Annotated in this window: 12 protein-coding genes; 8 read left to right on the top strand and 4 right to left on the bottom strand. The window is 65.2% G+C overall.

What is annotated here, in order from left to right; translation table 11 throughout:
* Window positions 1–170: 170 nt before the first annotated feature.
* From rpsF to rplI, 4 genes are all read left to right on the top strand, one after another.
* Window positions 171–458: a 30S ribosomal protein S6 gene (gene rpsF / locus AUCHE_RS13070; protein WP_040322556.1), complete on the top strand. Its 288-nt coding sequence runs from the start codon at window positions 171–173 to the stop codon at window positions 456–458.
* Window positions 459–549: 91 nt separating this feature from the next.
* Window positions 550–1,134: a single-stranded DNA-binding protein gene (locus tag AUCHE_RS13065; RefSeq protein ID WP_006503799.1), complete on the top strand. Its 585-nt coding sequence runs from the start codon at window positions 550–552 to the stop codon at window positions 1,132–1,134.
* Window positions 1,135–1,318: 184 nt separating this feature from the next.
* Entirely contained in the window at window positions 1,319–1,555 is a 237-nt protein-coding gene (rpsR, locus tag AUCHE_RS13060; protein ID WP_006503798.1) for a 30S ribosomal protein S18, read from the top strand.
* Between the two features lie 25 nt (window positions 1,556–1,580).
* Complete coding sequence (gene rplI / locus AUCHE_RS13055) at window positions 1,581–2,024, top strand: 50S ribosomal protein L9 (protein ID WP_006503797.1); 444 nt, start codon at window positions 1,581–1,583, stop codon at window positions 2,022–2,024.
* A 131-nt stretch (window positions 2,025–2,155) separates the two neighbouring features.
* On the opposite strand, the gene AUCHE_RS13050 is transcribed toward rplI, so the two are convergent.
* Window positions 2,156–2,986, bottom strand: coding sequence for a hypothetical protein (locus tag AUCHE_RS13050; RefSeq protein WP_006503796.1), 831 nt, complete (start codon window positions 2,984–2,986; stop codon window positions 2,156–2,158).
* A gap of 703 nt (window positions 2,987–3,689) precedes the next feature.
* On the opposite strand from AUCHE_RS13050, the gene AUCHE_RS17010 reads away from it, so the two are divergent.
* Genes AUCHE_RS17010 through AUCHE_RS13035 form a run of 3 tightly spaced genes read left to right on the top strand, consistent with a single transcriptional unit; the run spans window position 3,690 to window position 9,042 of the window.
* A complete protein-coding gene (locus AUCHE_RS17010) occupies window positions 3,690–4,304 on the top strand; it encodes a hypothetical protein (protein ID WP_006503795.1) in 615 nt (204 codons plus the stop codon).
* Window positions 4,305–4,351: 47 nt separating this feature from the next.
* On the top strand, window positions 4,352–7,663 hold the full coding sequence (locus tag AUCHE_RS13040) for a PKD domain-containing protein (RefSeq protein ID WP_006503794.1): 3,312 nt from the start codon (window positions 4,352–4,354) through the stop codon (window positions 7,661–7,663).
* Window positions 7,664–7,692: 29 nt separating this feature from the next.
* Window positions 7,693–9,042: a hypothetical protein gene (locus AUCHE_RS13035; protein ID WP_006503793.1), complete on the top strand. Its 1,350-nt coding sequence runs from the start codon at window positions 7,693–7,695 to the stop codon at window positions 9,040–9,042.
* Here the strand turns inward: AUCHE_RS13035 and AUCHE_RS13030 are convergent, their stop codons facing one another.
* Genes AUCHE_RS13030 through AUCHE_RS13020 form a run of 3 tightly spaced genes read right to left on the bottom strand, consistent with a single transcriptional unit; the run spans window position 9,043 to window position 11,935 of the window.
* Window positions 9,043–10,434 carry a sugar nucleotide-binding protein gene (locus AUCHE_RS13030; protein WP_006503792.1) on the bottom strand — a complete coding sequence of 464 codons (1,392 nt, stop codon included), beginning with the start codon at window positions 10,432–10,434 and terminating at the stop codon, window positions 9,043–9,045. It lies immediately after the preceding gene.
* Entirely contained in the window at window positions 10,431–11,459 is a 1,029-nt protein-coding gene (rfbB, locus tag AUCHE_RS13025) for a dTDP-glucose 4,6-dehydratase (RefSeq protein ID WP_006503791.1), read from the bottom strand. Before rfbB ends, AUCHE_RS13030 begins: the two co-directional genes overlap by 4 nt.
* Window positions 11,456–11,935, bottom strand: coding sequence for an adenylyltransferase/cytidyltransferase family protein (locus tag AUCHE_RS13020; RefSeq protein WP_245706985.1), 480 nt, complete (start codon window positions 11,933–11,935; stop codon window positions 11,456–11,458). Before AUCHE_RS13020 ends, rfbB begins: the two co-directional genes overlap by 4 nt.
* Before the next feature lie 608 nt (window positions 11,936–12,543).
* Here AUCHE_RS13020 and AUCHE_RS13010 point away from each other — a divergent pair.
* Window positions 12,544–13,728 (top strand): DUF1972 domain-containing protein, encoded by a 1,185-nt coding sequence (locus AUCHE_RS13010; RefSeq protein WP_006503788.1) that lies wholly within the window; start codon window positions 12,544–12,546, stop codon window positions 13,726–13,728.
* The last annotated feature ends 3 nt before the right edge of the window (window positions 13,729–13,731 follow it).

The following is a 13,731-nucleotide window of genomic DNA, read 5'->3' as shown; positions in this document are numbered from 1 at the left end:
CGCCGGTCCCGGGGATTCGGCGGGTGCGCTCGGGCCGGGTACCCTTGAACAGTTGACTCGCGGATGCCTCTCAGCGGCCGATCCGCCGGACGAGGCGCGAGGACGACGCTGCAACCCTCCTGTCACGGAGAGACCGTGACCGCCTAGACCAGAGGAGGTGGGTGTTCCGCATGCGTCAGTACGAAATGATGATCATCGTCGACCCTGAGATCGACGACCGCCAGGTTCCTGCCATGCTCGAGAAGTTCCTCACCGTGGTGAAGAACGACAAGGGCACGATCGAGAACGTGGACGTGTGGGGCCGTCGCCGTATGGCCTTCGACATCAAGAAGAAGTCCGAGGGCGTCTACGTGGTCGTGAACTTCACGTCCGAGCCGGCGACCGCTCAGGAGATGGACCGTCAGCTCGGCCTGTCCGAGATGATCCTGCGCACGAAGCTGCTGCGCCCGGGCGCCTGACGCCCGCGCGTGTGCGTGAGGGCCTGCTCCTTCGAGAGGGCCGTGACGCACGCGTATCAGCACGAGACTCGACAACGATGAGGGGACATGAATGGCCGGCGAGACGACTCTGACGATCATCGGCAATCTCACTTCTGACCCCGAACTGCGGTTCACACCGTCCGGGGCGGCCGTCGCCAACTTCACTGTGGCGTCGACCCCTCGTACCTTCGACAGGCAGAGCAACGAATGGAAGGACGGCGAAACGCTGTTCATGCGTTGCTCCATCTGGCGGGATGCGGCCGAGAATGTCGCTGAGTCGCTGTCCCGTGGTACCCGTGTCGTCGTCACCGGTCGTTTGAAGTCCCGCAGCTGGGACGACAAGGAGACCGGGCAGAAGCGCACCGTCATGGAGATGGAGGTCGACGAGATCGGCCCCTCTCTCCGGTACGCCTCGGCCAAGGTGACACGTACCCAGCGTGGCGGGGGTAACCAAGGGTTCGGTGGTTCCGGTGGGGCCGCCAACGGCGGCTTCGGCAATGGCAACTACGGCAACAACGGTGGTGGCCAGCAGGGCGGCGGCTACGGGGGCGGGCAACCGCAGAACGACCCGTGGGCGACCGGTCCGTCCGGTGGCGCGAAGAACGCCGGCGGCGGCTGGGGCAACGGTCCCAGCTACGACGAACCTCCGTTCTGACGGTGCGACGGCAGGCGACCGCGGGATCGGGTTCGTCTGTCGTCGACGAGTCGAGTATCACCAGGCCTGTCAGAGGTGGTTTTCCATCGACCTCTGTCACGGCCATGTCGCGGGTCAGACCGCGAACCTGACGTAAGAATCCATCCCGGGGCACTCCCCGGGCTCTCGGAAGGAGAGCACCACGATGGCCAAGCCCGTTGTGCGTAAGCCCAAGAAGAAGGCGAACCCGCTCAAGGTCGCCAAGATCGAGAACATCGACTACAAGGACACCGCTCTGCTGCGGAAGTTCATCTCCGACCGCGGGAAGATCCGCGCCCGTCGGGTCACCGGCGTCTCCGTGCAGGAGCAGCGTCTGATCGCGAAGGCCGTGAAGAACGCCCGCGAGATGGCGCTCCTGCCCTACTCGAGCTCGGCTCGCTGAGCCCGTTCCGGAGAGGAGAACGCAGATGAAACTCATCCTGACGCACGAAGTTTCCGGTCTGGGAACCGCTGGTGACATCGTCGAGGTGAAGGACGGTTACGGTCGTAACTTCCTGTTGCCTCGCGGCCTTGCCACCCCGTGGACCAAGGGCGGACAGAAGCAGGTCGATTCCATCCGTAAGGCGCGGGAGACGCGGGCTATCAAGAGCCTCGACGATGCCAAGAGCCTGAAGGGTCAGCTCGAGTCGCGTGCGCTGAAGATCGCTGCTCGCGCAGGGGCCAACGGTCGCCTGTTCGGTGCGGTCTCCCAGGCGGATGTGGCCGATGCCGCAGCAGCCGAGGGGATGAAGATCGACCGTCGCACCATCGAGTTCGTCGCCCCGGTGCGTAGCCTCGGCGACGCCAAGGCGACGGTGCGCCTGCACCCCGAGGTGCAGGCCACGCTGAAGCTGCAGGTCGTCTCGGCCTGATTGCTCGGCGTCGTCCGACATGCCGAAGGGCGGTGCATCCCCGTAAAGGGTGCGCCGCCCTTCGGCTGTTCGGAAGGCGCTCCGGAGGCGTGACTGCAGCTGTCGGTGCCCGCGGAAAAGGGTTCTTCTCTCTACTCAGACGTCCTTGGCGACGGGATATCCACGGCTGAAGGGGTGGATTTCAGGCGGAGCAGTCGGTAGGCGCACAGCGCGACGACTGCCACCGAGCAGAGCATCAGCAGAACGAAACCTTCTCGTGGTCGTTCTCCGGCGATGAAGGCACCGGTCAGTGCGGGGAAGACAGTGCCGGCGATGTGCATGCAGCCCAACACCGTGACGGGGTGTTCGCGGCTGAGGCCCTGGGTGACATGGGCCTGGCCGGAGACCATGGCGATACCGATCAGCACCAGCCATATCAGGTCGGTCCAGGACCATCGCAGGGTCGTTCCGACCCACCTGTCGGGCTGTGCGGCGACGAACCGCGCCGCGATCGCACCGGCGCCGAAGGAGAGACCGGATAGGATCCCGGCTGTCGCTCCTGGGAAAGCATGGACCGTAGCTGCCGTGGTCACTGCGAGAACGGCTGCGACACAGAGAAGAGCTGTCCATCCTACGGGGGCGACGGTGCCGGTTCGGGAGCTCAGGGAGAGCCCGGCGAGACCTGCCACGACTCCCCCGATCGCGAGAGAATCCCCACTGGTCAATCTGATCACTCCGCGCCATTGCTGCACTGTGGCGGTGACCCCCAGCGAGGCCACGATCGATGCTTGGACGAGGAGCAACGGCAATTCGTGGCGAGAAGCGAAGGTGACGAGGAAACCTACTCCTTGCAAGGTCGTGCCGGCCCACCAGGAGCGGGAGCGCAGCGGACCCTTCGAGACCTGGGATCCGGACGTCAGCAGGACCCCGGCGAATCCGTAGGCCAGCACACCGCAGAACAGCAGAGCCAGACCTACAGCCATGGACGTGCCAGCCAGGTGGAAGACAGGACGGCGTGCTGTGGCCTGGCTGCGACAGAGGTGGCCCGGTGGGCCGGGGGGCCTGTCGAGGAAGGGGCTGCTGCGGGGCGGGCGTGAGAATTCAGCAATTCGAGCCGTTCTGTCGAATTCGGGGTACCACGGGGAGTCTTGCATCCGTAGTCGCTGTCGGGAAGTGGCGATCTGCTGTCATGTCGAGTGGGGGAGCCGGCCGGACACAGGCGCGGCGAGTGTGTGCAGGCTTCGTCGGGGGGCGGCGGGGAGAAGCACTCTCCGGTGTCACAGACAGGCCAGGTCCTTGGGGGTGTAGGTGCTTCTCCTCTCTTCTGGTCGATATTCCTTCGTCGAAAAGCCCGCACAGGGACTTTTTCGCGGAGGTGTGCGATGAGGACCACGCTCTATAAGAACAGTGTTCGACTTGGAATTTACTCTGCTGCAAAGAATCTCAAATTAATGACATAGGTTTACCTGGAACGGGGGAGGGGCGGTGTCGGGAAGTGGCGCTGCGAAAAGTTCTCAACCAGCAGAAATGGCGTTCCCGACAGTTGCCCGGCCATGTATTCTGTTGGACAGCCGTTCAGCCATAGCGGTCGCTGTCATGCGCGGGGGGCGCTGACTTCCGGGGGTGCGCGACTGGCGTTCCACCGAGCAGGGGGAAATACCTATGCAGTACTCAAGAAGTAAGAGCATGCGCTTTTCTGTGTATGCGATTGCGGCAGTAATCATTTCATCCACTGCGGGATGTTCTCTCGGCTCAGATTCCGACAGTGCGAAAGCCGAAGCCAGCCGAAATGCGGAGAAGCAGGCGGCTTCCGCTCAGCCGACCGGGGGGCCGGTCACCAGGCCTCCGGACCCCAAGGCGCCGACCGAGATCACCCCGGTCACACGCCCCGGCAAGACCGGAACCAGGCTGCCTGCCGCCGAGAAGAAGATGAACGAGACCGTCGACTACTCCGACAAAGTCACCGTGCGCGTCACCTCGGTCAAGCAGAGCACCGCCTCCGGCGCCGGACCCGGAGTGCTCGTCGGCGCGCCCCAACAGCTCCACGACATCGAGATCCACAACGGGACAGGAAAACCGCTGGACCTCTCGGCAGTCGTCGTCAGCGCCCGCTACGGAAACCCGGAGCAGCTCGCCACCGGTGCCTACTCCGAAGGCACCAAGGACTTCACCGGCGAACTCGCACCAGGATCCAACGCCCGCGCCACCTACGGATTCACTGTTCCGCACGACCAGAAGACCCGCATCGTCGTCGACATCGACGCCGTTCACGCACCCGCGGTGTTCCGGAGCGCCACATGACAGACCACACCAGCACCCACCACCACCCACACACCCGAGGAAGCGACATGTCCGCATCACGCCGCCGTCCCACCCGGCTGGTCTGCAGCGCGAGCGCATTGGCGCTCGCCGTCAGCCTGGCACCCTTCACCCCGGCGTCCAGCGCGTATGCGGACACCCGCCCCACCGAAGGAACCCCGGCCACCGCGTCGGCCCAAGCCCTGCCGACCTGGCAGATCACCGGGGTCGCCTGGTCACAGCTGGTGGTCGGTAACACGGTGTACGTCACCGGAAACTTCACCAAGGCCCGTCCTGCGGGGATGTGGGCCGGCGGGCCCGGAGAGATCGAGGTCGGCCACCTCATCGCCTACGACATCCGCACCGGTGAACGGGTCACTTCCTTCGACCACAAACTCAACGCCCAGGGATTGGCCCTGGCGGTTTCTCCCGACGGCACCCGCCTCTACGTCGGTGGCGACTTCACGACCGTCGACGGCCAGCCCCGAGGCCATGTCGCAGCCTTCGACATCGCCACCGGTGCGCTCGTCCCCGGTTTCAACCCGAATGTCAACGGACAGGTGAAAGCCCTCACCGTCACCAAGGACACCCTGTACGCAGGTGGTTCCTTCGAAAGTGCGCAGGGGTCGGCACGCCGTCGTCTGGCAGCCTTCCGGACCTCCGACGGATCGATGACCTCCTGGGCGCCCAAAGCCGACGACGGCTACGTGTGGGCCCTGCTGGCAGTGCCCGACGGGTCGAAGGTCGTGGTGGCAGGAGCCTTCACCACCCTCAGCGGTCAGAAAGCTTCCGGCACGGCAGCTGTACACCCCACCACCGGCGAACTGCTGCCCTGGGCGATGAACAACCGCATCTACGTCGGGCCACAGGCGGCGATCACCAATCTCTCGACCGACGGCCGAGCCGTCTACGGCGGTGGCTACGCCTACGGGACGAAGGCCAACCTGGAGGGCACCTTCTCCGCGAACCTCAACGACGGTTCGCTGCGCTGGGTGAGCGACTGCCTCGGAGACACGTACAGCACGAAACCGTTGGGTGGCGCGCTTTACGTGTCCAGTCACGCCCATGACTGCTCCACCATCGGAGCTTTCGGGGACACCCAGCCCCGGAGCCGCTGGGAACACCTGATGGCGCTGACCACCGAGCCGTCCAAGCCGGTGCTCAAACCGAATGCCTATGGATTCGACTTCCGTGACCAGATGGCTCCGGCCATGTTGCAGTTCCACCCGCAACTGGGCATCGGCACCGCGACCGGCCAGTACCAGGCCTCCTGGCATGTCGACGGCAACGACGACTATGTCGTGATCGCCGGTGAGTTCCCCACCGTCAACGGGACCAAACAGCAGGGCCTGGCTCGCTTCCCGCGCAACCCGGCCGCGCAGACGCTGCCGCCGACCTTCCAGACCCGTCCGGCACGCACCTTGCGCGCGCCGGCGGCTTCGGTATCCGGTCCTGTCGTCACCGTGAACTTCCAGTCGGCGTGGGATCCGGACAATGCCGGCCTCCGATACGAATTGGTCCGAGACCGGGGAACCGCTGCTGAAGAAGTGGTCTCCGAGACCAGGATGAACACCAACTTCTGGACGCTCCCGGACGGACGACTCCTCGACGCCGGTGCGCCTTCGGGTAAACACACCTACTCGGTGAAGGTCAGTGACGGTACCGGCCAGGTGACCTGGAGTGAACGGAGCAACGAGGTCACTGTCCAGGGTGGTCCTGAGCTGGGGGCCTACGGCAAGGCGATCGCTCTCGACGGCGCTCGACACTACTGGCGGCTCGACGAGCCCTCGGGAGACGCCATCGACCTGACCGGTGGGATGAACGCCCAGGTCGGAAGCGGCGTGGAACGTGGAGTCGCCGGTGCTCTGAAAGACAGCAAGAGCACTGGTATGAAGTTCGACGGGACGGTGAACGGCAACGCCAACACCTCCGGCCAGGAAACGCTCAGCGGCGCCACGACCGTGGAAACCTGGTTGCGGACCGACTCCACCTCAGGCGGCCGTTTCCTCAGCTTCGCGACCGAGGAACGCAACTTCTGGGGGCGTGTCACGATCAATGTCGAACGTCACCTCTACATGATGAACGACGGTCGGATCGGGATCTCCGCCGACAACAGGGGCCGGCAGATCGAGTCCTCCCGCAGCTACAACAACGGCCAATGGGTCCACGTGGCTGCCACCATGGGCGCTGACGGTCTGGCGCTCTACGTGGACGGGGAACGCGTGGCTCATGACCCGAGCTACCGTCCGGGCGGCCCGGTCACCGGACGGTGGTACATCGGTGGTGACCAGTCGGGGTCGAAGTCCCGGCCGAGTACCTGGTCGCTCACCGGTCAGCTGGACGAGGCGGCCGTCTACGGGACGGCATTGTCGGCTGAACAGATCGCAGCCCACCGTCGTCTGGGAACGGACGGGGCCCCTGCTCCGGCCGCGAACCAGGCCCCGAAGGCAGCCTTCACGTCGAAGACCACGGACCTCGAGCTCGCCGTGGACGGCTCGTCCTCCACCGACAGCGACGGCCGGATCACGAACTACTCGTGGAACTTCGGCGACGGCAGCGCGCCGGTCGGGGAGGCCCGGGCCACCCACAAGTACGCCAAGGCCGGTACGTACAAGGTCGAGTTGACCGTGACCGACGACAAGGGTGTGAAGAACAGCACCACGTCCGAGGTCACCGTGAAGGAAGCCGCGCCTGCGCCTGCACCCGTGCCGCCGGCTGCTGGTGACGGTGTGCTCCTCGCGGACACCTTCACCCGCAAGTCGACCAGAGGGTGGGGCAATGCCGACAACGGAGGCGCCTGGAAGGCCGACAGCACCGCGGCGAAGTACGTGGTGGACGGGGAGAAAGGCGCGATCACCCTCGAGCCGCGGACCTCACGAGGGGCCCAGCTCGCCGGGACGGGCAGTGACACCGAGCTTCGGATGCGAGTCGGCTACGACCAGGCTGCGACCGGCGGCGGCATCTTCTCCCAGATCATCGGACGAGGGACACTGCGTGACGGTTACGGTGCCCGCCTGTGGGTGCACGAGACCGGGGTTCTCCGGGTGGCTCCGATCCGTCGTGTCGGCGGGACGGACACCGACCTGGGCGCGGCGCTGATCGTGCCCAAGGTCCGCCACGCCGCTGGAGGAACCTACGAGGTACGTCTTCAGATCACCGGGAAGGGGATGTCCACCGTCAAGGCCAAGGTCTGGGCTGTAGGCACGGAAGAACCTGCCGATTGGATGGTGTCCGCCACCGATTCGACCGCTGCCCTGCAGACGACCGGTGGCCTGGCCCTGCAGAGCTACCTGTCCGGGTCCGCCACGACGCCTGAGCTGAAGATGCTCGTCGACGACATCAAGGTGACCGCGGTCAAGTAGCCGTAGGCCACCTTCGGAGGGAGCCCGCCATGAGCCCGGATCGCATCGCGATGCTGGCCCTGGCGGGCTCCCTCCTTGCTGTCTTCTCCGGATTCATGTGGCGTCGCCCGAAGCTGCTGGCCGTGACGTGGATCTTGGCCGTGACCTTCGTGCCGGTGTGGGCGGGGATCACCGTCGGTATCGGTTTTCAACCGGCCGCCTATGTCGGGTTGTTCGTGTTGGCGCTGCTGTTCACCGACCGTGAGGGGCGGCGCCTTCCGCTGCGGTGGTACGACCTGGCCGTGGTGGTCTTCTTCGCTCTGTGCGTGGTCGCTTCCCAGGTGGGGGCGTCGACGCTGGAGGCGGCGACGGTTCCGGTGGTCAAGTGGGGCGTCGGTTATGCCGTGGGTCGGGTGCTCTATGCCCGGGTCGGCGGTGACTTCCTGGGGCGCTGTCTGACGGTGGCTTTCGGGGTGGCTGCGGCGATGGGCATCGTGGAATCGCTGAGCGGAACGAATATCTTTTTCGATTTCCCGATGGGTAAAGGTAATTCTGCCTATCGAGCGTGGGCTGTCCTGCAGGAACGGGCCGGCTACTGGCGCGCGGAGGCCGCGTTCGGGCATTCGATCGCTTTCGGTTGTTCCATCGCGATGGCTTTGCCGCTCATGGTGGTCTCCAGCTTCCGTCCGTGGGTGAAGATCCTGTCCGGGGCGGTGATGGCCGGGGCCTTGGTGCTCTCCTTCAGCCGGCTGTCCTTGATCGTGGCCGGTGTGGGGCTGGCGTTGACCGTCCTGTCTCCCGCTTCGGGGCTGTCCCGGCGTATCCGGGGCTGGGTGCTCTCCGGCATGGCCCTGTTCGCGGTGGTGGCGATGCCGTTCATCCTGGCAACCGTCGACGAGGCCGGTTCGGAGGCGGAGGAGAGCGCGTTGTATCGGGGTCGGCTCTGGGACCTTGCCGATACCGTCGAACTCTTCGGCCTGGCTTCCTCGGCTCACATCTCCCCGAGCGGCACGCTCTACTTCGGACAGTTCCGTTCGATCGACAATGCCGTCCTGCTGGGCGCTATGACTTACGGATGGTTGCCGATCGCTCTCGCCTCGGCGATTCTCCTGGTCGGCGCGGTGGCTCTTCTCCGCGGACGGTACTCGGCGCCTCTCGCCGGAGTCCTGGCGCAGACGCCGGGGTTGTTCAGCGTGGCCTTCATCACCCAGTACGAGGTCTTCTACTGGGCTTTGGTAGGTATGGCCTGCGCGGCAGCCGCGGAATCGCACGAGGAGCACAGCTCCGCCGGGCAGGATCCGGAGAGTGTCTCGGCATCGACCGGGAAAGCAGATCCCGATGTCCCCGCCGGGTCTCAGGCCGGTGGGGACATCGGGACATCTCGTTCTGGGATCCGGTGATCAGGATCTCTGTGTGCAGACCATCTCGGCGAGCCGTTCGGCTGCTGGCGGCGGGGTGAAGCCGGTGGCGATGATCTTGTCCAGGCGTAATGCGCTGTGCCTGGGGCGTGGGGCCATGTCGCGGCCGGTTCCGTAGACGGAGGTGCTCACCGGGGTGACCTCTTCGGGGTTCCGGCCGCATAGCCTGAAGATCTCAGCGGCGATCTGCGCCCAGGAGTGCGCCGGTCCGCTGTTGCTGAGGTTGTAGGTGCCATATGGTGCGGAGTTCTGCAGCAGGTGGACGATGCCGGCAGCCAGATCCTGCGTGAAGGTCAGCCGGCCGTACTGGTCGTCGACGACGTCCGGGCACACTCCTCGTCCGGCCAGGTCTGCCATCGTCGACACGAAGTTGCGTCCTTCGCCGACGACCCAGCTGGTCCGGACCAGGTAATGGCGGGGCAGCCCGGCGACGATCCGGTCACCTGCCGCTTTCGTCACGCCGTATACGCCCAAGGGACTGAACGGTTCGTCCTCGTGGTGTTCTTCGACCGTGCCGTCGAAGACGTAGTCGGAGGAGACGTGGACCAGGGTGAAGCGGTGCTTCCTGGCGTGGTCGACCAGGCGGGCGACGCCGTCCACGTTGACCGCCCAGGCCTGCCGGCGTCCTTCGAGCTTTTCGGCATGGTCGACGGAGGTGTAGGCGGCGGCATTGATCACGCTGTCGACCCCGCTCCAGTCGATCCGGTCCAGCGAGTTCGCATCGGACAGGTCGCAGTCGGCGCGGGTCAGGAATTCGGCTTCGGGGAGTGCCGTCCGGAGTGCTCGTCCGAGTTGGCCGTCGGCGCCCAGGACAAGGCAGCGTCCGGCCGTCAACGGGGTCACCTCGGCCAACGGCGGATGGTCCAGATCGGCTGGGGAGCGGGTGGTCTCGGCCAGCGGAAGCGGCCAGTCGACGCCCAGTGCCGGGTCGGCGAGGTTCACGAAGGTGTATCCGGCTGTGGCCTGGGGGCTCCAGTGATCGTTCACCAGGTAGGTGTACGCGGTGCCTTCTTCCAGGCTCTGGTAGGCGTTGGCGACGCCCCGTGGGACGAAGACGGCGGCCCCCGGGTCGATCGTCGTGGTGACGACCTGGCCGAAGGTCGGTCCTGACCGTAGGTCGACCCAGGCTCCGAAGACACGTCCGGTGACGACGGAGACGAGCTTGTCCCAGGGTTCTGCATGGAACCCTCGGGTCACATGACCTGCGTTGAAGGACACATTGTGTTGCACCGGACCGAAATCGGGAAGGCCTGCGGCTGTCATCTTTTCCCGCTGCCAGTTCTCCTTGAACCATCCGCGCTGGTCGCCGTGGACGGGGAGGGTGAGGACGAGCAGTCCGGGGATCTCGGTGTTCCGGAGAGTGGGGCCGGTCATGCTTTGTCCTCCGGGGTGAGCGTGCGCTCTCCGGCAGAGGCGTACTTGGCTTCGGTGGTGGCTTTCTGGGGACGCCACCAGTTCTCGTGGGTGCGGTACCAGTCGATGGTCGCGGCCAGGCCGTCCCGGAAATTGTCATATCGCGGTGACCAGTGCAGTTCTTCTCGGAGCAGGCTGGCGTCGATGGCATAGCGCAGGTCGTGACCGGGGCGGTCGGTGACATGGTCGTAGGCGTCGCGGGGTTGGCCCATCAGTTCGAGGAGGAGCTCGACGACGGCTTTGTTGTTGGCTTCTCCGTCGGCTCCGATGAGGTAGGTCTGTCCGATGCGTCCTTCGGTCAGGATGTGGAGGACGGCGGCATTGTGGTCGTCGACGTGGATCCAGTCGCGTACGTTGGCGCCGGTGCCGTAGAGGCGGGGACGCTGTCCGTCGAGGATGTTGGTGATCTGGCGCGGGATGAATTTTTCGACGTGCTGGTAGGGGCCGTAGTTGTTCGAGCAGTTGCTGATGGTGGCGGCGATCCCGAAGGAGCGGGTCCAGGCGCGGACGAGGTGGTCCGATCCGGCTTTGCTGGCCGAGTAGGGGCTGGAGGGCCGGTAGGGGGTGTGTTCTGTGAACCGTTGGGGGTCGTCCAGGGCGAGGTCGCCGTAGACCTCGTCGGTGGAGACGTGGTGGTAGCGGACCCGGTGGCGGCGGACGGCTTCGAGGAGTTCGAAGGTGCCGACGAGATTGGTCCGGATGAACGGACTGGGGTCGTCCAGGGAGTTGTCGTTGTGTGATTCGGCGGCGAAGTGCACGACGGCGGTGCTCTTCTTCACGAGGCGGTCGACGAGGGTGGCGTCGGCGATATCGCCTTCGATGAGTTCGTACCGGTCGTTGGGAAGGTCGGCGAGTGATCTTGGGTCGCCGGCGTAGGTGAGTTTGTCGAGGACGATGACGCGGGCGTCGTCGTGGCTGATGACGTGTCGGACGAAGTTGGCGCCGATGAAGCCTGCGCCGCCGGTGACCAGGTAGGTGGGTTTCATGCGCTGACCTCGTGCGGGGTGGTGATGTCGTGCCCGCAGTGTGTGCAGGCTTCGGCCGGGGTGCGGTTCTCGTCCGGCAGGGGCTGGATGGGGGTGGCTGCCAGTTTGGAGAGCACCTCGCGCAGGAGGGTGCTGGAGGTGTGTCGGGTGTAGGGGAAGTAGGCCACGCGTGCGCCTACTCCGCGTAGGTCCTCTTCGAGTTTGCGGCCTTTGGGGGCGTTCTGCCAGTCGTCACCTTTGAAGATGACGTCGAAGCGGAGTTCTTTCCAGCTGTCGAATTTGTCGGCGTGGGCGTCGACGACGACTTCGTCCACGGCTGCGAGGTGCTGGACGATGGCCATGCGTTCGTCGAGGGGGATGACCGGTGATTTTCCTTTGACGTTGCGGACGACGTCATCGGAGACGACACCGACGATGAGTCGGTCGCAGTGTTGGCGGGCCTGCAGGATGATATTGAGATGACCGATATGGAACATGTCGAATACCCCTGAGACATAACCAGTTACGGTTTGACTCGGGTTGTTTTTCTGGTCGTCGTGAATCTGTTCGGACGCTGTGCGGTGCATTGCCGCTCCCCCTTTTACCCAGCGGTGTGTTTTCCCCAGGGGCTCATTCGGGGCATGGCGAAAAAGTGCTGCGCTGCTGCGCATGGCTCTCTGGCCTGCTTGTATGCCCTTGCTGACCGCTCATGAATGGTGTTCATGAAAATGGCGGATCGCCCCTGTTGGTCGGCGCTCTGCAGGCTTCCCATGGCCTCGTTAGTTATGTCACCGTCATAGCCACATAACCGTTCGGAACGGTCGTCCAACATCGGTTATCGTAGCAACGGCCAGGCATGGGAATGGCCACCCTCCCGCAGGTCAAAAGGGTCGGAGAGATGGGAGTCTCTGGGCCTGAAGGAAATTGACTAAAAATGCGGATGGGATACAAGAGGCCGGCGGCCGGTAACAAGACGGGATATCTCGAGAATGCGCTTCGCGCACAGTCAATTTCACGATTGTGAGTTGTTCTCGTGAGAGGCCCGGCCGCCACACACAGGGGGAAGCCCGCGCTCTCGGGCAAGACAGGAAAACAGGGGGAAGACATGCGTATCGCCATGGTGGGAACACGAGGAGTCCCGGCACGCTACGGCGGCTTCGAAACCTGCGTCGAAGAAGTCGGACGCCGACTCGTCGCCGCAGGACACGAAGTCATCGTCTACTGCCGCGGCGAAGAACGAGGACCCGACGAATACCTCGGGATGCGACTCGTCTGGCTGCCGGCGCTGCCCAAGAGATCGCTCGAGACCCTCAGCCACACCGCGCTCTCCGTCGCCCGCCTCGTCGCCCTCGACGAACCCGACGTCGCCCTCGTCTTCAACGCCGCCAACGCCCCACTGCTCCCCTTCCTCCGCGCCCGAGGCATCCCCGTCGCCACCCACGTCGACGGCCTCGAATGGAAACGCGCCAAATGGGGCCCCGCCGGCCAGCGCTACTACCGCATGGCCGAAGCACTCGCCGTCCGCTGGTCCGACGCCCTCATCGCCGACGCCATCGGCATCCAGGACTACTACGAGGACGAATTCTCCGTCCCCACCGAACTGATCTCCTACGGAGCCCCGCACGTCGAGCGCACCGCCCACCCGGGACTGGCCGAACTCGGCCTCACCGTCGACGGCTACCACCTGGTCGTCGCCCGCATGGAACCCGAGAACAACGTCAGCATGATCGTCGAGGGCTACACCCGCAGTTCAGCCGAACTCCCCCTCGTCGTGGTCGGCAGCGCGCCCTACGCAGACGCCTACATCGCCCACGTGAAATCCCTCGCCGACTCGAGAGTACGTTTCCTCGGCGGGGTCTGGGACCAGGAACTCCTCGACCAGCTCTACGCCAACGCCCTGGTCTACTGGCACGGCCACTCCGTCGGCGGAACCAACCCCTCACTCCTGCGCGCCATCGGCGCCGGCGCACCGGTCAACGCCGTCGACGTCTCCTTCAACCGGGAAGTCGTCCTCGGCGCAGGACGCTACTTCGCCGACCCCCAGGACGTCGCCCGGCTCGTCGTCGAAGCCGAATCGGACCTGGCAGCCACGCGCCTGCGCGGACAAGGATCCCGCCTCCGAGCCGCCGACTACGACTGGGACGACGTCGCCACCCGCTACGGCGAACTGTGCGAACGACTCCTCGACGGACGGCTGCGCAAGAGCGGATCACGTGGACACCGGCGTCCCCGACGACACCCCCAGGGCGTCACCGACACCGCCCGGACCGCTACCACGATCGAGGCCTGAACC

The organism is Austwickia chelonae NBRC 105200, from assembly GCF_000298175.1.
GTDB classification, from domain to species: Bacteria; Actinomycetota; Actinomycetes; order Actinomycetales; family Dermatophilaceae; genus Austwickia; species Austwickia chelonae.
The sequence above is the reverse complement of the archived record's forward strand: the minus strand, read 5'-3'. Positions and strand labels throughout refer to the sequence as shown.

Bases quoted from the DNA above. Each gene is read 5' to 3' on its own strand.
- AUCHE_RS13030 (WP_006503792.1), bottom strand. From the start codon at position 10,434: ATGACCGGCCCCACTCTCCGGAACACCGAGATCCCCGGACTGCTCGTC.
- AUCHE_RS13065 (WP_006503799.1), top strand. From the start codon at position 550: ATGGCCGGCGAGACGACTCTGACGATCATCGGCAATCTCACTTCTGAC.
- rpsR (WP_006503798.1), top strand. From the start codon at position 1,319: ATGGCCAAGCCCGTTGTGCGTAAGCCCAAGAAGAAGGCGAACCCGCTC.
- AUCHE_RS17010 (WP_006503795.1), top strand. From the start codon at position 3,690: ATGCGCTTTTCTGTGTATGCGATTGCGGCAGTAATCATTTCATCCACT.
- rplI (WP_006503797.1), top strand. From the start codon at position 1,581: ATGAAACTCATCCTGACGCACGAAGTTTCCGGTCTGGGAACCGCTGGT.
- AUCHE_RS13020 (WP_245706985.1), bottom strand. From the start codon at position 11,935: ATGTTCCATATCGGTCATCTCAATATCATCCTGCAGGCCCGCCAACAC.
- rfbB (WP_006503791.1), bottom strand. From the start codon at position 11,459: ATGAAACCCACCTACCTGGTCACCGGCGGCGCAGGCTTCATCGGCGCC.
- AUCHE_RS13040 (WP_006503794.1), top strand. From the start codon at position 4,352: ATGTCCGCATCACGCCGCCGTCCCACCCGGCTGGTCTGCAGCGCGAGC.
- AUCHE_RS13010 (WP_006503788.1), top strand. From the start codon at position 12,544: ATGCGTATCGCCATGGTGGGAACACGAGGAGTCCCGGCACGCTACGGC.
- rpsF (WP_040322556.1), top strand. From the start codon at position 171: ATGCGTCAGTACGAAATGATGATCATCGTCGACCCTGAGATCGACGAC.
- AUCHE_RS13035 (WP_006503793.1), top strand. From the start codon at position 7,693: ATGAGCCCGGATCGCATCGCGATGCTGGCCCTGGCGGGCTCCCTCCTT.
- AUCHE_RS13050 (WP_006503796.1), bottom strand. From the start codon at position 2,986: ATGGCTGTAGGTCTGGCTCTGCTGTTCTGCGGTGTGCTGGCCTACGGA.